Below are 21,388 nucleotides of genomic sequence, written 5' to 3' on the forward strand. Positions count from 1 at the left end.
CGGCTGCCCGGCGCCGGGTGCGCCGGGTCAGACTGGGTGCGACACGGGGCCGGCACAGGGACCCGGCGAGGGGAACGAGGGACCGGGATGGACGCGAAGCGGGGACGGATCGGGGCGGCGCTGCTGGCCGCGTGGCGCGGGCTGGTGGTGTCGTTCGCCGCCCTCGCGGGGTCGTGCACGCTGTTCGTACTGGCGGTGGTGTCCATCGCGATGATCCCGCTGGGCATCGGCCTGATCACCACGCCGTACATCCTGGAGGCGGTCCGTAAGCACGCCAACCAGCGCCGGCTGCTCGCGATCACCTGGTCGGACGTGCGCATCCCGGTGCCGTACCGGCCGTTCCCGAAGGATGTGCGGAGCGGGTTCACCGGGCAGGTGGAGCGGACCACGCTGCTGCTGAAGGACCCGGCGACCTGGCGGGACATGCGGTGGATGCTGGTCGACATGACGGCCGGCTACACGGTGGCGATCCTGGCGGCGGCGCTGATGGTGTACCCGGTGGAGGGGTTCGTGCTGGCGGCGGGGCTGTGGCGGGTCTTCACGGACGACCGGTACTGGTACGCGTTCGTCCCGGTCGACAGCCAGGCGACGGGGCTGCTGGCCGCGGCGCTCGGTGTGGCGTTCTTCGCCTTCGCGGTGCTGGTGAGCGAGCGGCTGCTGCGGGCGCACTTCGTGCTCGCCCGGTCGGTGCTCGCCCCCACCCAGGAACAGGAACTCGCGCTGCGCATCGACCGGTTGACCGAGACCCGGCACGAGGCGGTCGACACGGCCGCCTCCGAGCTGCGGCGCATCGAGCGGGATCTGCACGACGGGGCGCAGGCCCGGCTGGTCGCGATGGGGATGAACCTCGGCACCGTGGAGGCGCTGATCGAGAAGGACCCGGCGCAGGCGAAGCAGCTCCTGGCGATGGCCCGGGAGTCCTCGGCCGAGGCGCTGACCGAGCTGCGCGACCTGGTCCGGGGCATCCACCCGCCGGTCCTCGCCGAGCGGGGGCTCGGGGACGCGGTGAAGGCGCTGGCGCTGCGGCTGCCGATCCCGTGCGACGTGGACGTGGAGCTGGCCGGCCGGGCGGACGCGCCGGTGGAGTCGGCGGCGTACTTCGCGATCAGCGAGGCGCTGACGAACGCGGCGAAGCACTCGGGGGCCGACCGGATCTGGGTGGACCTGCGGCACGACGACGGGGCGCTCCGGTTCTCGGTGACGGACAACGGGAAGGGCGGCGCCTCGGTCGGGGCGGGCTCGGGGCTGAGCGGAATCGAACGGCGGCTCGGTACATTCGACGGCATCATGGCCGTCAGCAGCCCCGCGGGCGGTCCCACCATGGTGACCATGGAGATCCCTTGCGAGTTGTCCTAGCCGAAGATCTCTTCCTGCTGCGCGACGGCCTGGTGCGGATGCTGGAGGCGTACGACTTCGAGATCGCGGCCGCCGTCGAGACCGGGCCGGAACTCACCAGGGCCCTCGCCGAGTTGGAGCCGGACGTCGCCGTGGTCGACGTCCGGCTCCCGCCGTCCCACACGGACGAGGGGCTTCAGTGCGCGCTGGCGGCCCGGCGGGCGCGGCCCGGGCTGCCCGTCCTCGTACTCTCCCAGCACGTCGAGCAGTTGTACGCGCGCGAGCTGCTGGCGGACGGCAACGGCGGGATCGGGTATCTGCTCAAGGACCGGGTGTTCGACGCGGACCAGTTCATCGACGCGGTGCGCCGGGTCGCGGCGGGCGGCACGGCGATGGACCCGCAGGTCATCTCGCAGCTGCTGACGCGGCGTTCGCAGGACAAGCCGATGGGCGGGCTGACGCCGCGCGAGCGGGAGGTCATGGAGCTGATGGCCCAGGGCCGGTCGAACGCGGCGATCGCCTCGCAGATGGTGATCACGGAGCGGGCGGTGGCCAAGCACACCTCGAACATCTTCGGGAAGCTGGGCCTGCCGCCGTCCGACGACGACAACCGCCGCGTCCTGGCGGTACTGGCGTATCTGGACCGGGGCTGACGCCCGCCGGCCGCCAGGCCGCGGTCAGCCGTTGAACCAGGCCGCCACATCGAGCCGGAAGGCGCCGTCCGGGGCCATCGTGCGCAGGTCGTCCTCCAGGGCGCGGACCCGTTCGGCGCCGAGGACCCGGGCCCACTCGGCGCGCAGCCGGTCGAAGCCCTCGGCGGACCGCCGGAGCACGTCGACGCCCCGCGCGGTCAGCAGGACCAGCTTGCGGCGCCCGTCGGCCGGATCGTCGGCGCGCTCCACGTAACCGAGGCTTTCCAGCCGGTCGACGGTCTTGCCCGCGGCTTGTTTGGAGACGCCGAGGCGGCGGCCGATCTCACTGGCCGTCGCCCCCTCGGCGCCCACGGCCTGGAGGGCGTAGCCGTACGCGGGCCGCATGTCCGGGTGCCCCTGCTCCGCGAGATCGCGGTGGAGCGCGTCGATGACCGTACGGAAGCCCGCAAACAGCAGAAGAGGCAGTTCGAAGCCCCTGCCGGCCTCCTCCGGGCGCGCTTCTCCGCGCCCGCCCGCACGCTCAGCCATTGCGAAACTCGACAACCTGGTTTACGTTTTTTTCGTCAATCACATTGTCGAGTTTAGCCGAGGGGTCCCGCCATGCCCGCGACCGTCTTCCCCGACCACACCCTGGAATCCGCCCCCGCCGCCCGGTCCGGTCTCGCCGCCATCGAGCGGAAGCAGGGCTTCCTGCCGTCCGCCGCCGCCCGCATGGCCACCTCCCCCGAGGCGCTGAGCGGCTTCCTCCGGATGAACGCGCTGTTCGAGGCCACCACCCTGGACCGGCTCTCGCGCGAGGTCCTGAGCATGACCATGGCCACCCGGAACGGCTGCCACGTCTGCGTGGCGGTCCACACCGGGATACTCACCGCCCTGGACGCCGCGCCCGCCGTCCTCGCCGCCCTCCGCGCGGGCACCCCGCTCCCGGACGAACGGCTCGAAGCCATGCGGCAGTTCGTCCTGGCCGTCCTCGCCGCGAACGGGGCCGTGGACGACGCGGCGATCGAGGCGTTCACCGCCCACGGCTACACCGCGCGCAACGCGCTGGAGGTCACCCTCGGCATCGCCACCTACACCCTGTCCACCTTCGCCAACCGGATGACGGGCGCGCCCGTCGACGGCCCTCTGGCCCGGTTCGCCTGACGCCCGCGGGGTCTCCGACGGAGGGGTCCGGAGTGACCATCGCACCATTCGCTCGTTCAGCTGAATGTGCGCCCACCGTCAGAGCTACCGCCGCCCGTCGCCCCGGCCGACGCGGAACAGGCCGAGGCCGCGCTGGTCGAGCACTACCCGCGGCTGGTGCGGATCGGCTACCTCCTGCTGCCGCCCTCGCCGGGCCGCACCCGGCGGGTGTTCGCCGCCCACGCCCTCGCCCAGCGCTCCCTCCAGGCCGCCCACCGCGCCGGCCCCGCCGCCGTCCCCCTCCCCCGCCGCACCGGCGACGCCGACCCCTCGTACACCTACGTGCGGCGCCAAGTGCTGCGCCGGGCGCTGGCGGCGGGGTGTACCCGGCGCCCCGGGTGGCGGCCGCGCCGCGCCGCGCTGCCGCCCGTCCTGCCGTCGGCGTGGGGCCTGCGCCTGCTCCCGCACCCGGGCGGCGCCGGTGAACTCGCCCTGGAACGGGAGCTGGCGGCGCTCACCGCCCCCGCCCGGGCCGCCTTCGTCCTGCGCGGCCTGGAGGGGCTCGCGGACGGGGAGGTCCGGCGGGAGCTGGCCGCCGCCGGGGTCACCGATCCGCACGCGGCGCTGACCGAGGCGGACGGGGTGCGGGCGGGCCACGCGCTTCTCGGCTCCCCGGAGTTCGACCCCTGCTCGCTCCAGGCCCGGCCGCCCGATCTGCCGGGCCGCCGCAGACGCGCCCGCACCGCGCTCGCGGCCGTCGCCGCGCTCCTGGTGTGCGGGGCGCTGCTCGGGCTGCCCGGCGGCGGCTGGGGGCACGGCGGCCTGACCGCCCCGCCGTACGCGCGCAATCCGGCGTCCGAAGCGGCCCTGGACCCGGGGGCGTTGCACCGGGTGCCCGCGACGTACTGGCGCCACTCGGCGCGTACGGACTTCACCTCCTGGCCCACCCGCGGCGACCGCACCCAGGACACCCGGCTGCTGCGGCGCGCCCTCGCCGTGTGGGCCAGGCCCGGCGCCGGCATCCGGACGTCGGCGACACCCGGCACCCCCACCGGCCCGCCGATGGGTGCTCCGCAGCTGCTGTACGCGGGTGAGGTGGGGGACTCCGCGGTGGTGCTGTTCCACGACGGGCTGCGCGTCGTGCGGTACGCCGAACCGCGCAACGCCGACCCCGCGCTGGGCGCCGCCCTCGACTTCGCCCGGGTGGACGGGGCGGACGAGGCGTCGTCGGGCGCGCTGCTGGTGGCCAGGACCGGGGACGGGGTGCGGTATCTGACGGCGCCCTGGGTCCGGGAGGCCCGGGTGCGGGACCTGCTCACGCCGGACCGGGCGCCCCGCCCGCTGGACCGCTCCCCGGACGGGGTGACCGGCCCGCTGGCCGACCCGGCGGCGGGCTCCGACTGCCGGTCCTGGGAGGCCGTCGAGCTGACCGGGGCCACATCGGTCCGGCTGGTCACGGACCTGGGCGAGCTGGCCCCGGCCCGGCTGACCTCGGGCGCCCCGGGCAGCCCGCACGACGTCACCGGACGGGCCGAGCGGGAGAGCTGGGCGCACACCGCGTGTCTGCTGCGGGAGGTCCGCGCGCACGGGGTGCGGTCGGTCAACTCCTGGGCCTACGCCCGGCAGCCGCTGCCCGAGGACGGGGGCACGGCGCGCTGGCTGTGCACCCGGGCGGAGACCTGGCGGGGGGCGGGAAGCAGGGTCATCGCGCAGTTCCAGGCCCCGTCCGCCCGTCCGGCGGCGCCGGGCGCGGTCGCGGCGCGGGGCGAGGACGTGCCGGAGTGCGGGGCGCGGACGCCCAGGGTGCTGGCGGGCGTGCTGTGGCAGTCGCCGGGCGGGCGGTGGTACGTCCTGGCGGCGGGCAGCGGGCAGTTCGCGTCGCTGTCCACCTCGGGCGGGGTGACCGGGAGCGCCCCGGGGCGGCTGCTCGCGGTGCCCGCCGCGGAGGGGGTCCGGCCCCGGCTCGGCGGCCGGCTGAAGGACGGCAGCCGGGTGGTCGCGCTGCACTGAGGGGTCACCGCGGCTTCCGAAGCCGGGAATTCCGCGCAGGTGGGGCCGGGAATTCGGCGCACACCCCTGTTCCCCGGGCTTACCGCTCAGTATTTTGACAACATGTCTAACACGCAGCCAGCAGCGGTCGCGGCGGAGCGGACCGCCCTCAAGGCCCGCCGGGTCAGCTTCGCCTGGGACCGGACACCCCTGCACTGGGTGCCGGGCGACCCGTTCACCACGCACACCATCAATGTGCTCCACCTCCTGCTGCCCGCCGGGGAGCGCTGGTTCATCCACGTCTACCGCCAGGTGCTCCCGTACATCCACGACGAGGAGCTGCGCCAGGACGTCATCGGCTTCATCGGCCAGGAGGCGATGCACTCCCAGGCCCACGACGACGTGCTCCCGCACCTCAAGGAGCTGGGGCTCGACCCGACCCCGTACACCGCGCAGGTCGACTGGCTCTTCGAGAAGCTGCTCGGCGACCGGACGCTGCCGCCGGGCCGGGCCCGCAAGTGGTGGCTGATGGAGCGGGTGGCGACGATCGCGGCGATCGAGCACTACACCGCCTTCCTGGGCGACTGGATACTCAACGCCGACGAGCTGGACCGGCGCGGGGCCGACCCGACCATGCTGGATCTGCTGCGCTGGCACGGCGCCGAGGAGGTCGAGCACCGCTCGGTCGCCTTCGACGTGTTCATGCATGTCGACGGCGGGTACCGGCGGCGGGTGCGGACCTGGGCGACGGCGTTCTCCGCGCTGCTGTTCCTCTGGCAGCGCGGCGCCCGGTTCTTCATGGAGAACGACCCGAGCCTGCTGGACGGCAAGGCGTCGTTCGGGCAGTTCTACCGCGGCGGCCGGCACGGCACCCTGCCCAGCACCCCGGCGATCCTGCGCTCCGTCCCGCGCTATCTGAGCCGTACGTACCACCCCTCGCAGGAGGGCAGCACGGCCCAGGCCGTCGACTATCTCACCCGCTCGCCCGCCGCCGTCGCGGCCGAGGCCCGTACGACGGAAGCCCGCTGACCATGCCGCGTCCCCTGCCCCTCCCCCGCCCGCTCACGGCCGTCGTGGCGGCCGGCGCCGTGCTGCTCGCCCGGCGGGCGATGCGCCGGCGCATCCGGAAGTCCCCGCTGTGGCCGATGCCCGCGCTGGACGAGCCCATATCGGGCCGCAACACGCGCCGTTCGACCACCGGCCGGCGGCTGCTGGTCACCGGCCGGACCAGTCCCGCCGACGGTGTCGTCCAACTCCGCCTGGAGGGGCCGGACCTGCCCGCCTGGGAGCCCGGCGCCCATCTGGACCTGGTGCTGCCCTCCGGCCTGGTCCGGCAGTACTCGCTGTGCGGGGACCCCGCCGACACCGGCTCGTACACAGTGGCCGCCCGGCTCGTCGAGGACGGGCGCGGCGGCTCCCGCGAGGTGCACACTGCGCTCCACGAGGGCATGGAGGTCGAGGTGCGCGGCCCCCGCAACCGCTTCCCGCTCACCGAAGCCCCCGCCCACCTCCTGATCGCCGGCGGCATCGGCATCACCCCGGTCCTGCCGATGGTCCGCCGCCTCGCCGCCGAGGGCGCCGACTGGCGGCTGCTGTACGGGGGCCGGAGCCGGGCCACCATGCCGTTCCTGGCGGAGGTCGAGAAGCTGGGCGCCGACGGGGGCCGGGTCACGGTCGTCCCGCAGGACGAGGCGGGGCATCCGGATCTCGCCGCCGCCCTCGCGGACGCGGCCGAGGGCACGGCGGTGCGCTGCTGCGGCCCGCAGCCCCTGATGGACGCGGTGGCCGCCGCCCTGCCGCCCGGCCGCACCCTGCACCTGGAACGCTTCACGGCGGCGGGCCCGGACCCGGCCGGTGCGGCCCCGTTCGTGGTGGAGCTGCACCGCTCGGGGCGTACGGTGCCGGTCGCGGCGGACCAGTCGGTGCTGGCCGCCGTGCGCGCCGAACTGCCGCATGTCGCGTACTCCTGCGAGCAGGGCTTCTGCGGTACGTGCCAACAGCGCGTCCTGGCGGGCGAGGTGGAGCACCACGACGACCTGCTCACGGACGACGAGCGCGCGGACTCCATGCTGATCTGCGTCTCCCGGTGCCGGGGCGGGCAGCGGCTGGTGCTGGACCTCTGATCCGGCCGGACCCACCGGTCGGTACGCTGGGGGTATGACGACCGGGGTGCGGCGCAGGATGGGCGTCGAGGAGCGCAGGCAGCAGCTGATCGGCGTCGCGCTGGAGTTGTTCAGCCGCCGGGCGCCGGACGAGGTGTCGATCGATGAGATCGCGGCGGCGGCCGGGATCTCGCGGCCCCTGGTCTACCACTACTTCCCGGGCAAACAGAGCCTGTACGAGGCGGCGTTGCGCCGGGCCGCCGACGAGTTGGCGGCCCGGTTCATGGAGCCGCACGAAGGGCCGCTCGGCGCCCGGCTGCTGCGCGTGATGGGCCGGTTCTTCGACTTCGTGGACGAGCACGGGCCCGGGTTCGCCGCGCTGATGCGGGGCGGTCCGGCGGTGGGCTCGTCCACGACGAACGCCATGATCGACGGGGTGCGCCAGGCCGCCTGCGATCAGATCGTGGCCCATCTGGACGCCGGGGAGCCCCCGGCCCGGCTGGAGCTGGTCGTACGGTCCTGGGTGTCGCTCGCCGAGTCGACGGCGCTGCTCTGGCTGGACGGGCGCCGGGTGCCCCGGGCGGAGCTGGAATTGCAGCTCGTGCACGACTTCGCCGCGCTGGCCGCCGTGAGCGCGGCGTACGACGAGGAGATGGCGGGGATCGTGCTGCGGGTGCTGGCGCGGGAGCCGGCGGACGGCCCGTTCGGGGACCTGCTGACCCGGCTCTCCGCGCTGGCACCGGCCATTCCGGCGGTGCCCGCGCAGCGGCTGCCGTAGCCCCGGCTCAGACCTTGCGGTAGGACGCGTCGAGGTCCCGGGCCTCTGCCGAAAGGTGCAGTGCCGGGCCGGTGACCGTGCCGAGGTGGGCGCGCAGCAGCTCCAGGACGGCCTCGGTGAGCCGGGCCTTGGTCTCCGGGGTGCGGCCGGGCAGCAGCGAGATGTCCACGTGCACCAGCGCGTCGCCGTCCGGTGCGTCCGCGACCACCGTCTCCTCGGCCCGCCGGAACCGGGTCTTGCAGGCGGCGATCTTGGTGTCGACGGTCGCGGCGACGACCGGGTGCAGCGCGAGGGCGAAGGCGGGGCGGTCGAAGGCGTCGGTCAGCTCGGCGGAGTAGTCGACGGTGATCTGCGGCATGACGGGCTCCCGGGCGGGCGGAGGGTGCAGGGCTGCGCCCAGCCTTCACCGGCTCCACGCGGGCACACAACAGGCATTCACTATGTGAGCAGTTCGCCGTGGAGCGCGAGGGCGAGCCCCGCCTCCGCGCTGTCCGCCCGGCCCTGTTCGAAGGCGCGTCGGTAGGCCGCGTCGCCGACCGCCTCCCGGGCGCGCCGTTCGCAGGTCTCGCGGACCGGGCCCAGCTCGGGGGTGCCGCGCTGGGGGTGGCCGACCATGCGCCAGTAGACCTGTCCGGTGCCGTAGACGCGGGCGGCCCTGGCGCCCTCGCCCTGGGCGGCGATGGCGGCGGCCAGGATGTCCAGGCCGAGCGCGATGCCGAAGCGGTCGCGGAGCCGGTGCTTGCCGGCGAGCATGGCCCGGGCGTGCGCGGCGGCGGGTGCGGCGCGGCCCTGGAGCAGGGCGATCAGGGCGAGTTGGTAGTCGACGTAGGACCGGGTCCAGCACTCGTCCTGGGCCTCGCAGGCCGCCCGGAGCACCACGGCGGCCGACGCGGCCTCCTCAAGGCGGCCGAGCCCGGTGAGGGCGAAGACGGTGATGAGGTGGCAGCGCAGCCGGTAGGCCGCTTCGAGCCTGGTCCCGGACGCGGTGGTCCGGAGCACCCGCCGTGAGGCGCGCAGCCCCTTCTCGGGGTCGCCGGTCATCAGGTGGGTGAGGCCGCGCAGATAGGCGGCGGCCAGGATGCCCTCGTCGGTGCCGTCGGCGGCGGCCTCGCGGACGCACTCGCGGCCGATGCGTTCGGCGGCCGGGTAGTCGCCCTGGAGCAGCACGCAGATGCCGAGCACCCACAGCGCCCGGGTGCGGTGGGGGCCGCCGGCCGGTCCGTCGTCCAGGGCGCGCTGGGCGTAACCCCGGGTCTGCGGGAGGTGGCCGCAGCAGCACCAGAAGAAGCCGATGCGGCCCGCCATCTCCTGGGCGGCGGCCGGGTCGTGTTCGAGGAGATGGTCGAGCGCGGCGCACAGGTCGGCGTGCGCGTCGGCGATGCGGTGGTACCAGAGGATCTGGTCGTCGCCGGTCCAGCCGGCGTGGGCGTTGCGGGCGAGGCCGAGGAAGCAGGCGGCGTGCCGGTCGGCGGCCTCCCGGTCCTCGCCCAGCTCCACGAGCCACATCCGGCCGTACTCGCGCAGGGTGTCGAGCATGCGGTGGCGGGTGCCCTCGCGGCTGACGACGGACTTGGCGGCCAGGCCGCGCAGGGCGGTGCGGACGCCGTCCTCGGTGAGGGGGCCGCCGGTGCAGACGGTGACGGCGGTGTCCTCGTCGAAGTCGCCGCGCAGCACGGTGAGCCGGGCCCACAGGAGCCGTTCGAGCGGGGTGCACAGCTCGTGGGACCAGCCGATGGTGGTGCGCAGGGTGCGGTGGCGGACCGGGCGGAGGGCGGTGTCGGCGAAGACGTCGAGCCGGGAGCCGAGGCGCTGGGCGATCTCCTGGACGCTCTGCCGGCCGACCGCGGCGGCGGCGAGCTCGATGGCGAGCGGGATGCCGTCGAGGCGGCGGCAGATGTCGGCGGCGGCCTCGGCGGTGCCCGGTTCCCGGAAGGGGGTGGTCGGGGCGGCGGCGGTGGCGCGTTCCCGGAAGAGGGTGAGGGCGTCGGCGGCGCCGTCGACGGGCAACGGGTCGACCTCCACGAGCTGTTCGCCCCGCAGGTTCAGGGGCTGGCGGCTGGTGGCGAGGACGGTGAGCCCGGGCGAGGTGGTGAGGATCTCGCCGAGGAGGTGGGCGCAGGCGGGGAGCAGGTGCTCGCAGGAGTCCAGGACGAGCAGGAGCTGTTTGTCGGCGAGCCATTCGCACAGCACGTCGATGGGCGGGCGCAGTGTGTGGTCGCTGAGGCCGACCGCGTCGGAGACGGTGGCGAGGAGGAGTTCGTCGTCGTGCAGCGGGGCGAGGTCGGCCCACCGGACGCCGTCGCGGTGGCCGGGGGCGGCGCGGCGGGCGGCGCGGAGGGCGAGCCGGGTCTTGCCGACGCCTCCGGTGCCGGTGAGGGTGGTCAGCCGGCCGGTGGCGAGGGCGTGTTCGAGCCCGGTGAGCTCGGCCGTCCGTCCGACAAAGCTGGTGGTCTCCTCGGGGAGGTTGCTGGCCATCGTCACCGTCGCTGCACAGGTGGAGTGAAAGGCATGCCCGGGGGTGTCTGGAGCGACACCCCCGGGCGGCTGCCCATACGGTAGTCCCGTGGCGGTCAGCGCAGGGTGAACACCGCCACCGTGCGTCCCGGGACGGTGAAGCTGCCCGAACTCCGCTTGTACGAGGACTTCTTGACGGTAGAATCCGCGCCCTTCGCCTGGACGGGGTGCAGGGCGTAGTGCTTGCCGGCGAGCGCGGTCACCCGCTGGGTGGTGGTGCCGGGGGCCGCGTTGAAGACGACGACGAGTTTGCCGAGGCGCATGGTGATCACGCCGGGGGTCTCGTCCTCACCGGACAGCGGGAAGGTGAGCCGGGACTGCACCTGCGCGGTGCTCGCCAGGCCGAAGTCCTTCTCGGTGGTGCGGATGGTGAGCAGGTCGCGGTACGCGGCCGAGGCGCCGTTGATCTGTGCGCAGCCCGGGTTGACCGTGGCGTTGGTCAGCAGGGGCTTCGCGTACGGCCACTTGTCCTCGTTGTCCGCGGCCGGCGGCAGTCCGCGCCCGAAGCCGTTGCCGGCCCGGCAGTCCCAGTGCAGGGCGTTGAACCAGTCGCCGCTGTCGAAGGAGTTGCGGTCCAGCGACTTGGAGCGCAGCAGGTCCGTGCCGGCCTGGGAGAGCGCGGGGCCCTGCGAGAGGGTCGCCGTCGCCATGGCCAGGACCTGCATGCGGGCCCGGTCGGCGGCCGGGGTGCCGGCCGGGAGCTTGAACGCGAGCGCGTCGTACAGGGTCTCGTTGTCGTGGGCGTCGGCGTAGGCGAGGGCGTCACCGGGTGCGGCGGCGTAGCCGGCCGGGGCGCCGTTGTAGTCGACGCCGGAGCCCTTGACGGTGTTCCCGGAGGTGTCGGTGAAGGTGTAGTCGGCGAGGTTGCCGGTGAGGCCGACCTTGATCAGGTCCTGGTAGTGCAGCAGGCGGGCCTTCTGCTCGGCCCGCGTGCCGTTGGCGGTGGAGGTGTTGGGGTCGGTGTAGAGGCCGGTGGCGAAGCCCTGGACGCCGGGGTCCTCGTCGAACGGGGAGCCGCCGCGTACGGCGTCGCGGGCCCGGTCGGAGAAGGTGGCGATGCCGGTGCCGGCCATGTTCTTCTGGGTGGCCTGGACGAAGCGGGCGTCGTCGGCGATCTCGCCGAAGTTCCAGCCCTCCCCGTACAGGATGATCTTCTTGCCGTCCACGCCGTCCTTGGCGGGGGTCAGGGCGTCGAGGGCCTTGCGGACGGCCAGGATGTTGGCCTTGGGGTGGTGGCCCATCAGGTCGAAGCGGAAGCCGTCGACCTTGTACTCCTTGGCCCAGGTGACGACCGAGTCCACGACGAGCTTGCCCATCATGGTGTTCTCGGGGGCGGTGTTGGCGCAGCAGGTGGAGGTGGCGACGGTGCCGTCCTCCAGGAGCCGCTGGTAGTAGCCGGGCACGATCCGGTCGAGGACGGACTTGTCGTCCTGGCCGGAGGCGACGGTGTGGTTGTAGACGACGTCCATGACGGTCCGCAGTCCGGCGTTGTTGATGCCCTGGACCATCTGCCGGAATTCGACGGTGCGCTCGGTGCCGTCCGGGTCGGAGGCGTAGCTGCCCTCGGGGACGGTGTAGTGCAGCGGGTCGTATCCCCAGTTGAAGGCGTCCTCCGCGGCGGCCTTCGCGACGCACGCCTGCTGTTCGGCGGAGTCGGGGGCGTAGACGGACAGCTCGCAGGCGGGCTTGGCCTGGTCCTTCTTCTTCTCGGGGATGGTGCCGATGTCGAAGGCGGGCAGCAGGTGGACATAGCTGGTGCCTGCGTCGGCGAGCTTCGTCAGGTGCTTCATCCCGTCGGAGCGGGTGTCGGTGAAGGCCAGGTACTCGCCGGGGTGCTTGGAGGTGGGGTCCGCGATGGAGAAGTCGCGGATCTGGAGCTCCTGGATCTGCGCGTCGCGCAGCGGCACGGCGGCGGGCTTGCGCAGGGTGTTCCAGCCCTTGGGGGCGAGCTTCCGGTCCTCCAGGTCCACGATGAGGCTGCGGGCGGAGTCGGTGGTGAGGGCGGTGGAGTAGGGGTCGGTGACCTTGTTGGTGACGAGCTTCTGGACGGTGGGCGCCCAGACGTTCACGACGTACCGGTAGGGCTTGCCGGTCCAGTTCTTCTTCCCGGTGACGGACCAGACGCCGGTGCGGTCGTCGCGCCGCATGCGGACGGTCTTCCCGTCGAGTTCGAGGGCGACGGTACGGGCGGTGGGCGCCCAGACCGACAGGGTGGGGGTGCCGTGGCGGAAGACCGGGCCGAGCGCGGCGTTCTTCGCCTTCGCGCCGTAGAGGTCGTCCAGGACTCCGGCGCTCTGCACCCCGGTGGCGGCGAGCAGGGCCCCGTTGGCGGCGCGCTGCGTGGCGATGAGCTGGCCGCGCAGGGCCTCGCGGACGCGGTCGCGGTCCCGGGCGTCGACGGTGAAGGCGGGGTAGTCCTTGAGGTGCGGGTACTTCGCCTTCTGGGCGTCGGTGAGCGCGGCCGGGGTGAGGCGCAGCCACTGGCCCTCGTCGCTGAGGGCGCCGTCCTCGACGGTGATGCCGCCGCGCGGGGCGTACACGAGCTGCTGGCTGGTGGCCTCGGTGGCCTTCACCTTCCAGACGACGGTGTCGGCGTCGATCCACTGCGCCTCGGCCTTGGTGAGGTCGGGCGTCGGGACGCCGCCGGCCTGCGGGAGCAGATAGCCCGCCCGGCCGCCGAGCAGCCACACCTCGTGGCCGTACGTGGCGAGGTCGAGCGCCTGGTCGCTGGGGAGGTCCTTCTCGTCGCCCCGGTGCAGGATGTAGCTGAGCGAGGTGGCCCCGTCGGTGAGCGGGACCTCGAAGGTGAGCCCGGAGGCGTCCTTCTTCACGGGCTGGAGCGGCTTGGCCCAGTCCGTGGGCTCCTTGGCGCCGGTCCAGGTGTGCAGCCCCCAGCCGTCGTAGTCGCCGTCGGCCCGGTAGTAGTGCAGGACCGCCTTGGTGGGGTCCTGGTCCGGGTAGGCCCCGTCGGGCGCGGTGCCGGTCTGGCCGTCCTCGCCCTGCGCGATCCACACCTCACCGGTCTTCGCGAGGTCGACGCTGCGCTCGGGCCCGTCCGCCGTGCCGCTCTTCTCGACGGTGTACGGGACGGTGGCGGCGCCCTCGGGCACCTCGACCCAGGCGAACGCGCCGTAGGCGTCGCGCCCGGCGAAGTCGGCCGTGGTCCCGCCGGACTTGATCTGCCAGCCGTCGTAGTCGGCGTCGGCGCGCCGGTAGTGGACGACGGCGTAGTCCCGCTCGACGGCGACGGGCTTGGCGGGGGCGGGCGCCTGTCCGGCGGTGGAGGAGGCGGTGGCGCTCGCGGTGCGGCCGGTGCGGTCCACCACGACGGCCTTGTAGCGCAGCGGTGTTCCGGCGGCGGTCTTGTCGCTCAGCGTCTGGGTGACCTTGTACGGGGCGTGGTCGGCGGTGCCGAGGGTGGTCCACTTGCCGTTGCCGGTCTGGGCGGCGAAGACGACCCGGTTGAGCGAGCCGCCGGCCACGTCGGCGGTCAGCTCGACGGTGCCGGTGGCGCCCGCGGCGGGGGCCTTCAGGGTGACGGAGGGCTTGGCGGTGGGGGCCGCGAGGGGCCTGGCCGCGTGGAGCACGAGGCTCGACAGGGCCGGGACGGTGACCTTCACGGTCTTGTCGGCGCCGCTGCGGACCGTGCCCTTGCCGCCGTACAGCGTACGGAAGTCCATGCGGGCGGATCCGGTGGGCAGCTCGACGGTCTTCGCGGAGGTGCCGTTGTTGACGGCGACCAGGTACTCGTCGCCGCGCTTGGCGTCGGTGCGCGAGAAGGCGTACACCGACCCCTCGGCGTACCGCTCGGTCTGGACTCCGTCGCGGAGCGCCGGGTTGTCCCGGGTCAGCTCGGAGAGGGCGGCGATGTTGCGGTAGAGCGGGTGGGTCCTGTCGTACGCGTCGGAGGCGTGCGTACGGTCGGTGCCCAGCTCGTCGTCGTCCAGATAGTCGGCGGTCTTCGAGGCGAACATCGTCTGGCGGGCGTCCTTGTCGCCGCCGGCGCCCGTGAAGCCCTGCTCGTCGCCGTAATAGACGACGGGGTTGCCCCGGCTGAGGAACATCAGCTCGTTGGCCAGCTCCGCGCGCTTCACCAGCTCCGCGTCACCGGCCTCCGGGTTGTCCTGCTTGAGGAAGGTCCCGATGCGGCCCATGTCGTGGTTGCCGAGGAAGGTCACCTGCTCATAGGCGTTGGCCTTGTCGGTGGTGTACCGGTAGTCGTCGCCGAAGACGGCGGCGAGCTTCGAGGCCGGGGCGCCCTGCGAGGCGTACTGGCGGGCCGCCTCCTGGAACGGGAAGTCGAGCGTGGCGTCCAGCCGGCCCCGGGTGACGTACGGCGAGGTGACGGCGGTGTCCGAGGAGTAGACCTCGCCGAACATGAAGAAGTCCTTGCGCCCGTGCTTGGCCGCGTACGCGTCGAGCGCGGTGGCCCACTGGGTCCAGAAGTCCATGTCGACGTGTTTGACGGTGTCGATCCGGAACCCGTCGATGTCGAAGTCCCGGACCCACTTCTCGTAGATCTTCTCCATGCCGGAGACGACCTCGGGCCGCTCCGTCCACAGGTCGTCCAGACCGGAGAAGTCGCCGTACGTGGTGGACTCCCCGGCGTACGTCGAGTCGCCCCGGTTGTGGTACATCGTCGGGTCGTTGAGCCAGGACGGCGTTTTGCCGCCGCCGCTCACCGGCTTGTACGGGAAGGAGTCGGCGTCCACCTTCGCCATGCCGGCGGCGTCGTCGAAGGGGCGGCCGTCGCGGTCCAGGTAGGGGTAGGCGCCCTTGGACTTGTAGCCGTAGGTCTTCTCGGCGTAGTCGACGGTGTCGGCGGTGTGGTTGGTGATGACGTCGAAGAAGACCTTCATGCCCTTGCGGTGGGCCTTGTCGATCAGCTTCGTCAGGTCGGCGTTGGTGCCGAAGTGCGGGTCGACCTGGGTGAAGTCGGTGATCCAGTAGCCGTGGTAGCCGGCCGAAGCGTCCTTGCCGGTGCCCTGGACGGGCCGGTTCTTGAAGATCGGCGCGAGCCAGATGGCGGTGGTGCCGAGCCCCTTGATGTAGTCGAGCCGGTCGGTCAGCCCCTTGAGGTCGCCGCCCTGGTAGAACCCCTTGTCGGTGGGGTCGTAGCCGGTCTCCAGGCGCGAACCGGTGAGCCCGCCCCGGTCGTTGCGGGTGTCCCCGTTGGCGAACCGGTCGGGCATCACGAAGTAGAACTGCTCGCGGGTCAGGTCGTGCCGGGTGGCCTGGGCGGCCAGCTTGGCGTCCGAGGGCGCGGCGGGCGGGCGGGCCGCGGCGGCGGGCAGCGCGGGCACCAGGGCCGCGCACAGGGCGGCCGCGACGACGGCGGTCGCCGTTCTGCGTGCGGGCACGCGCGGGTACGGACGTTTCACTCGGACTCCTCGCAGGGGTACGTACGGGGGTGTGCGGGGCCGGACGGGCCGCTGGGGGACGGCCCGTCCGGCGGGTGGGGGGTGGAGGCGGGGTGGGGGTCAGCCGCGCCAGACGTCCGTGGTCAGCGTGACCTTGCCGGAGGACGGCACCGTGGCCGTGCGGTTGGCACCGCTCTCCCAGGTCACGTTGCCGCTCGCGTCCTTGCGGATGTACTTGTACTCGAACGTGGTGCCGGCGGGCATGTCCACGTCGAGCTTCCAGACCGGGTACGTCGCCGGGTCCAGCTTCAGCGCGCTGCCGGTGTTCCAGTTGCCGAGGGCGGACTGGTTGCCGGTGACGTAGATGTTCTGGCCGAGCTGGGTGGTGGCGTTGACGCCGAAGGAGGCGCCGGAGGTGCCGGTCCCCGTGCCGGGGTCGGTCGGGTCCGTCGGGTCGGTGGTGCCGCCGCCGCAGGTGCGGGCGCCGGTGTGCAGGGCGAGCGCGGTGTTGGCGCCGAGGGTCGCGGTGAACTGACCGGAGCCGTTGACCGTGACGCCCTTGCCGGACTGGACGTCGCAGTAGTCGCCGGCGGGCAGCGAGGTCTGGTACGTACGCGTCAGCGAGGAGCCCTCGTGGTTGATCGCCACGTACGCCTTGGAGCCGCGGCCGAAGGCGATCTGGTCGCCGCCGTTGTCCCACCAGTCGGTGACGGCCTCACCGCGCGCGGTGTTGCGGAAGCCGACCATGGAGGAGATCTCGCGCCAGGCGTGCTGGCACTTCCAGCCGTCGCTGTAGCAGGCGTTCACCGTGCCGCCGTTGGGCGGGCCCGCGTCCTTGTCGGACCACTCGTAGCCGGAGTGGACGTCGGGCGAGCCGTAGGGCCAGGCCAGCATGAACACGCTGGCGAGCGTGTAGTTCGCGCCGTCCTTGTAGTTCAGCGTCTCGCCGTTGCGCTCGGTGTCGTGGTTGTCGACGAACACCGCGGCCTTCGAGGAGGACATGAATCCCCAGCCCTCGCCGAAGTTCTTCAGGTTGGCGAGGTTCTCGTTGTTGAAGACCTGCTTGAGGCTCCGGGCGTAGCGGAACTCCTGGACGTCGCCGTTCCCGGCGTACTCGTCGGGCGAGACGGCCTCGCCGGCCCCGTAGATCGCCTCCTGCTTCCAGTAGACGCCCGGATTGCTGAGCCGGGACTTGATGTTGGCGAGGTCACCGGCGGGCATGTGCTTGGCGGCGTCGATGCGGAATCCGTCGACGCCGAGCGAGAGCAGGTCGTTGAGGTAGCCGGCGATCTTCCCACGTACGTAGTCCTCACCGGTGTCCAGGTCGGCGAGCCCGACGAGCTCGCAGTTCTGGACGTTGGCGCGGTCGCCGTAGTTGCTGATCTGCGACTGGCAGTCGTTCATGTCGTTGACCGAGTACAGGCCGGGGTAGTCGTACTTGGTGTACGAGGACCCGCCGGTGCCGGTGCCGGAGCCGGCGGACATGTGGTTGATCACCGAGTCCGCGACGACCTTGACGCCGGCGCTGTGACAGGTGCTGACCATGTTGGCGAAGGACGTACGGTCCCCGAGCCGCCCGGCGATCTTGTAGCTGACCGGCTGGTACGAGGTCCACCACTGGCCGCCCTGGATGTGCTCCTGGGGCGGCGAGACCTGGACGAAGCCGTATCCGGCCGGCCCGAGGGTGTCCGTACACGCCTGGGCGACGGAGTCGAACTTCCACTCGAAGAGGACGGCGGTGACGTCCTTGGTGCCCGGGGCGGACGCCTCGGCCGTCGTGGCGGGGACCACGAAGGCGGCGGCTCCCGCGACGAGGGCGAGCGCGGCAGACAGCGGTCTGCTGGCCATGTTTTCCTCCTGCTGTGGGGGAAATGCGGGTGACGGTTCGGAGCCTCATCGGCAACGCGCCCTGCCCTCAAGGCTTTCTGAAGGTTCTTGCTGCAAGAATGCAAACCTTGCCGCAGCGAGACCGTACGAGTCCGACAGGTCCCGGTCAACCCTTTGGACACCACCCGCTCACATCCACGAAATACCGCAGATTTCTTTCTGCAAGGTCTTACGCAAGACATTGCAGCCCTGTTACGTTTCTCCCGACTCCGGTCCGGTCGGCCGGGGGTCCCGTTACCCCGGGCCCCACGCGCCCGGCCGGCCGGGCCGGTCAGGACATGAGAGGCACCGGCGGTCACACCTCCCCGCCGGCCCAATCCGGGTCGACCTCCGGTGCCTCTCCTGTATCGGCCCGCCCGGGCCACGGCACCCCACGGACCGGACGAGCCACGTCATGGAAAACGACGACGACAGGGCGACGGCGACGACTGCCCCAGGGCCTGTCGCCCAGGATCGGCTCCCATGCGCAGCACCGGCCGCCCTGCGTGACGGGCCCGTCGGCTCGCTGGCGCCCGCCGACCGCACGTGCGGCAAGGAGTCCTGCGCCTGGATCGGCACCTTCACCAGCGACGACGGCTCCGTCACCGCGCGGGACGTGGAGCTGAGGGACGCCGTCGACGTACGGCGCGGCGTCTCCGCGCCCGCCCGGATAGACGGCGTCCGGCTCGCCGAGGACGCGGAGACCGCCTACACCGCCGACTACGGCTGGCTCGGGCCCGTCGTGAAGGGCTCCGTCGTCGCCCTCGTGGGCCTCGCCGTCGCGACCGGCATCGTCCTGATGCTCCGCCGGCACCGCACCGCCGGAGCCCCCGGGTACGTCTGAGGGCCGGGTCCCCCCTCCGGACCCGGCCCTCCACCCGCCCGCTCAGGCGCTGCGCAGCGCCGCCGTCGAGCCCCGGACCACCAGTTCCGGCTGGAACACGTACTCCGTGCGCTGTACGGGGCTGCCGCCGATCTCTTCGAGCAGCGCGCCCACCGCGGCCGCCGCCATCGCCTGCACCGGCTGGCGCACCGTGGTCAGCGGCGGGTCGGTGAACGCGATGAGCTGCGAGTCGTCGAAGCCCACCACGGACACGTCGCGCGGCACGTCGAGCCCCCGGTCCCGGGCCGCGCGGACCACCCCCAGCGCCATCAGGTCGCTGCCGCAGACGATCCCGGTGCAGCCCCGGTCGAGCAGCGCGCCCGCCGCGACCTGGCCGCCCTCGACGCTGAACAGCGTGGAGCAGACCAGGAGTTCGGCGTCCTCGCGGTCCAGGCCGAGCACCGAGACCGCGGCGTCCACGAAGCCGTCCCGCTTCCGGCGCGAGGGCACATAGCGCTGCGGCCCTATGGCCAGGCCCACCCGGCGGTGGCCGAGTTCGGCGAGATGGCTCACGGCCATCCGCACGGCGGCGGTGTCGTCGGGCGAGACGAATGGGGCGCTGATCCGCTCGTTGTACCCGTTGATCAGGACGAACGGCACCCCGCGCTCGGTCAGCGCGGCATAGCGCGCCGGGTCGGCCGAGGTGTCGGCGTGCAGCCCGGACAGGAAGACGATGCCGCCGACGCCGCGCTCGACCAGCTGCTCGACCAGCTCGTCCTCGGTGGCGCCGCCGGGCAGCTGGGTGCAGAGCACCGGCGTGTAGCCGTGCCCGGCGAGCACCTGTTCCACGGACTGGGCGAACGCCGGGAAGATCGGGTTGGTCAGCTCGGGGGTGACCAGACCGATCAGCCCGGCGCTGCGCTGCCGCAGCCGCACGGGCCGTTCGTAGCCCAGGATGTCGAGCGCCGCGAGCACCCGCTGACGCGTGGTGTCCGCGACGCCCGGCTTGCCGTTGAGCACCCGGCTGACGGTCGCCTCGCTGACGGACGCCTGACCGGCGATGTCCGACAGCCGCAGCGCACCGCCCGCGCCGGGGCCCCTCGGCTGGGGGACGGTCGTCACACCGTCCACCACACCGTGGTGTCGGCGGGCAGCTCGACCGTCTCACCGTCGGCCTCGGCCGGCGCGCTGGACAGCAGGGCCGTGCCCGGTACGGGGATGCGGACCGGGGCGCCCGTGGTGTTGACGGTGCAGACGAACCCGGGGCGGGCGAAGGCCAGCAGCCCTTCCGGGGCGTCCAGCCAGCGCACCTCGGCGCCCGCGCCGAGCCCGGGGTGCGCCCGGCGGGCGGCGATGGCGGCCCGGTACAGCTCCAGGGTGGAGCCGGCCGCGCCGGTCTGCGCCTCGACGCTCAGCTCGCCCCAGCCGGTGGGCTGCGGGAGCCAGCTGCCGCCCGCGCCGAAGCCGTACGAGGAGCCCTCGCGGGTCCACGGGATCGGGACGCGGCAGCCGTCGCGGAAGCCGTCCTGGCCGTCGGCCCGGAAGAACGAGGGGTCCTGGCGGGCCTCGTCGGGCAGGTCGGTGACGTCGGGCAGGCCGAGCTCCTCGCCCTGGTAGACGTAGGCGGAGCCGGGCAGCGCCAGCATCAGCAGGCTCGCCGCGCGGGCCCGGCGCAGGCCGAGTTCACGGTCGCCGGGGGTGCGGATCTGGGTACCGAGGCCCGCCGGGTTGGCGAACCGGGTGGCGTGCCGGGTGACGTCGTGGTTGGAGAGCACCCAGGTGGTGGGAGCGCCGACCGGGCGCATGGCGTCGAGCGAGGTGTCGATGACCTCGCGGAGCGCGGCGGCGTCCCAGGCGGTGGCCAGGTACTGGAAGTTGAACGCCTGGTGCATCTCGTCGGGGCGCACGTAGTTGGCGGTGCGCTCGACGGTCGGCGTCCACGCCTCGGCGACGGCGATGCGGTCGCCCGGGTACTCGTCCAGGATGGTGCGCCAGCTGCGGTAGATCTCGTGCACCCCGTCCTGGTCGAAGAACGGCATGACATCGTTTCCGAGGAGCTTCAGCTGGTCATGGGTGCCCAGGTCCGGCAGCCCCTCCGCCTTGACCAGGCCGTGCGCGACGTCCACCCGGAAGCCGTCGACGCCCATGTCGAGCCAGAAGCGCAGGATCGAGCGGAACTCGTCGGCGACGGCCGGGTGTTCCCAGTTGAAGTCGGGCTGCTCGGGCGCGAAGAGGTGCAGGTACCAGTCGCCGGGGGTGCCGTCCGGGTTGGCCGTGCGGGTCCAGGCGGGGCCGCCGAAGATGGACTCCCAGTCGTTGGGCGGGAGTTCGCCGTCGGCGCCCTTGCCGGGGCGGAAGTGGTAGCGGTCGCGCAGCGCGGAACCGGGGCCCTCGGTGAGCGCGCGCTTGAACCACTCGTGCTGGTCGGAGGAGTGGTTGGGCACCAGGTCCACGATGATCCGCAGGCCCAGGTCGTGGGCGTCGCGGATGAGCGCGTCGGCGTCCAGCAGGCTGCCGAACATGGGGTCGATGGCCCGGTAGTCGGCGACGTCGTAGCCGGCGTCGGCCTGCGGGGACGCGTAGAAGGGGCTGAGCCAGACCGCGTCGACGCCGAGCTCCCTGAGATACGGAAGTCTGCCGCGTACGCCTGCGAGATCGCCCATGCCGTCACCGTTGCCGTCGGCGAAGCTGCGCGGATAGACCTGGTAGATCACCGCGTCCTGCCACCAGCCGGTGCGGTGGCCGGCGGCGTCGTCGGACGTGCCGGTGGAGGGGGCAGCGAGGTGCTGGGTCATGTCGTCCCTGGGGTGTCTGGGTGGGGGGTGGCGCCGGGACCGGGTCGGGAT

General features: G+C 73.0%; 15 protein-coding genes. 8 read left to right on the top strand and 7 right to left on the bottom strand.

All coding sequences use genetic code 11. From position 1 onward, the window contains the following. Nucleotides 1-87: 87 nt before the first annotated feature. Nucleotides 88-1,356, top strand: coding sequence for a sensor histidine kinase (locus OG338_RS06860; RefSeq protein WP_405936462.1), 1,269 nt, complete (start codon nucleotides 88-90; stop codon nucleotides 1,354-1,356). Continuing rightward, the gene (locus tag OG338_RS06865) at nucleotides 1,341-1,988 is read left to right on the top strand and encodes a LuxR C-terminal-related transcriptional regulator (protein ID WP_405936463.1); all 648 of its coding nucleotides are present in this window, start codon (nucleotides 1,341-1,343) and stop codon (nucleotides 1,986-1,988) included. The genes OG338_RS06860 and OG338_RS06865 overlap by 16 nt, the downstream gene beginning before the upstream one ends. Before the next feature lie 24 nt (nucleotides 1,989-2,012). Here OG338_RS06865 and OG338_RS06870 read toward each other — a convergent pair whose 3' ends face one another. Beyond that, nucleotides 2,013-2,516 (bottom strand): MarR family winged helix-turn-helix transcriptional regulator, encoded by a 504-nt coding sequence (locus tag OG338_RS06870; protein ID WP_405936464.1) that lies wholly within the window; start codon nucleotides 2,514-2,516, stop codon nucleotides 2,013-2,015. A 72-nt stretch (nucleotides 2,517-2,588) separates the two neighbouring features. Here OG338_RS06870 and OG338_RS06875 point away from each other — a divergent pair, with 72 nt between their 5' ends. From OG338_RS06875 to OG338_RS06895, 5 genes are all read left to right on the top strand, one after another. Continuing rightward, nucleotides 2,589-3,131: a carboxymuconolactone decarboxylase family protein gene (locus tag OG338_RS06875; RefSeq protein WP_405936465.1), complete on the top strand. Its 543-nt coding sequence runs from the start codon at nucleotides 2,589-2,591 to the stop codon at nucleotides 3,129-3,131. 66 nt (nucleotides 3,132-3,197) lie between these two features. After that, complete coding sequence (locus OG338_RS06880; RefSeq protein ID WP_405936466.1) at nucleotides 3,198-5,120, top strand: hypothetical protein; 1,923 nt, start codon at nucleotides 3,198-3,200, stop codon at nucleotides 5,118-5,120. Nucleotides 5,121-5,222: 102 nt separating this feature from the next. Next, nucleotides 5,223-6,128: a metal-dependent hydrolase gene (locus tag OG338_RS06885; RefSeq protein WP_405936467.1), complete on the top strand. Its 906-nt coding sequence runs from the start codon at nucleotides 5,223-5,225 to the stop codon at nucleotides 6,126-6,128. A gap of 2 nt (nucleotides 6,129-6,130) precedes the next feature. Continuing rightward, on the top strand, nucleotides 6,131-7,222 hold the full coding sequence (locus tag OG338_RS06890) for a PDR/VanB family oxidoreductase (protein ID WP_405936468.1): 1,092 nt from the start codon (nucleotides 6,131-6,133) through the stop codon (nucleotides 7,220-7,222). Between the two features lie 34 nt (nucleotides 7,223-7,256). Beyond that, complete coding sequence (locus tag OG338_RS06895) at nucleotides 7,257-7,979, top strand: TetR/AcrR family transcriptional regulator (protein ID WP_405936469.1); 723 nt, start codon at nucleotides 7,257-7,259, stop codon at nucleotides 7,977-7,979. Nucleotides 7,980-7,986: 7 nt separating this feature from the next. Here the strand turns inward: OG338_RS06895 and OG338_RS06900 are convergent, their stop codons facing one another. The 4 genes from OG338_RS06900 to OG338_RS06915 all read right to left on the bottom strand — a co-directional run bounded on the left by OG338_RS06900 (nucleotide 7,987) and on the right by OG338_RS06915 (nucleotide 17,701). Then, nucleotides 7,987-8,337: a 5-carboxymethyl-2-hydroxymuconate Delta-isomerase gene (locus tag OG338_RS06900; RefSeq protein ID WP_405936470.1), complete on the bottom strand. Its 351-nt coding sequence runs from the start codon at nucleotides 8,335-8,337 to the stop codon at nucleotides 7,987-7,989. An 80-nt stretch (nucleotides 8,338-8,417) separates the two neighbouring features. After that, nucleotides 8,418-10,454, bottom strand: a complete 2,037-nt coding sequence (locus OG338_RS06905; protein WP_405936471.1) for an ATP-binding protein — start codon at nucleotides 10,452-10,454, stop codon at nucleotides 8,418-8,420. Nucleotides 10,455-10,549: 95 nt separating this feature from the next. Next, the gene (pulA, locus tag OG338_RS06910; RefSeq protein ID WP_405936472.1) at nucleotides 10,550-15,874 is read right to left on the bottom strand and encodes a pullulanase-type alpha-1,6-glucosidase; all 5,325 of its coding nucleotides are present in this window, start codon (nucleotides 15,872-15,874) and stop codon (nucleotides 10,550-10,552) included. A 99-nt stretch (nucleotides 15,875-15,973) separates the two neighbouring features. Next, the gene (locus OG338_RS06915) at nucleotides 15,974-17,701 is read right to left on the bottom strand and encodes a carbohydrate-binding module family 20 domain-containing protein (protein ID WP_405936473.1); all 1,728 of its coding nucleotides are present in this window, start codon (nucleotides 17,699-17,701) and stop codon (nucleotides 15,974-15,976) included. 433 nt (nucleotides 17,702-18,134) lie between these two features. Here OG338_RS06915 and OG338_RS06920 point away from each other — a divergent pair, with 433 nt between their 5' ends. Beyond that, nucleotides 18,135-18,563 carry a hypothetical protein gene (locus tag OG338_RS06920; RefSeq protein ID WP_405936474.1) on the top strand — a complete coding sequence of 143 codons (429 nt, stop codon included), beginning with the start codon at nucleotides 18,135-18,137 and terminating at the stop codon, nucleotides 18,561-18,563. A gap of 42 nt (nucleotides 18,564-18,605) precedes the next feature. Here OG338_RS06920 and OG338_RS06925 read toward each other — a convergent pair whose 3' ends face one another. Continuing rightward, nucleotides 18,606-19,676, bottom strand: a complete 1,071-nt coding sequence (locus OG338_RS06925) for a LacI family DNA-binding transcriptional regulator (RefSeq protein ID WP_405936475.1) — start codon at nucleotides 19,674-19,676, stop codon at nucleotides 18,606-18,608. Further along, entirely contained in the window at nucleotides 19,661-21,337 is a 1,677-nt protein-coding gene (locus tag OG338_RS06930) for an alpha-amylase family glycosyl hydrolase (RefSeq protein WP_405936476.1), read from the bottom strand. Before OG338_RS06930 ends, OG338_RS06925 begins: the two co-directional genes overlap by 16 nt. Nucleotides 21,338-21,388: the final 51 nt, after the last annotated feature.

Source organism: Streptomyces sp. NBC_00726, from assembly GCF_045161735.1.
GTDB lineage: Bacteria > Actinomycetota > Actinomycetes > Streptomycetales > Streptomycetaceae > Streptomyces.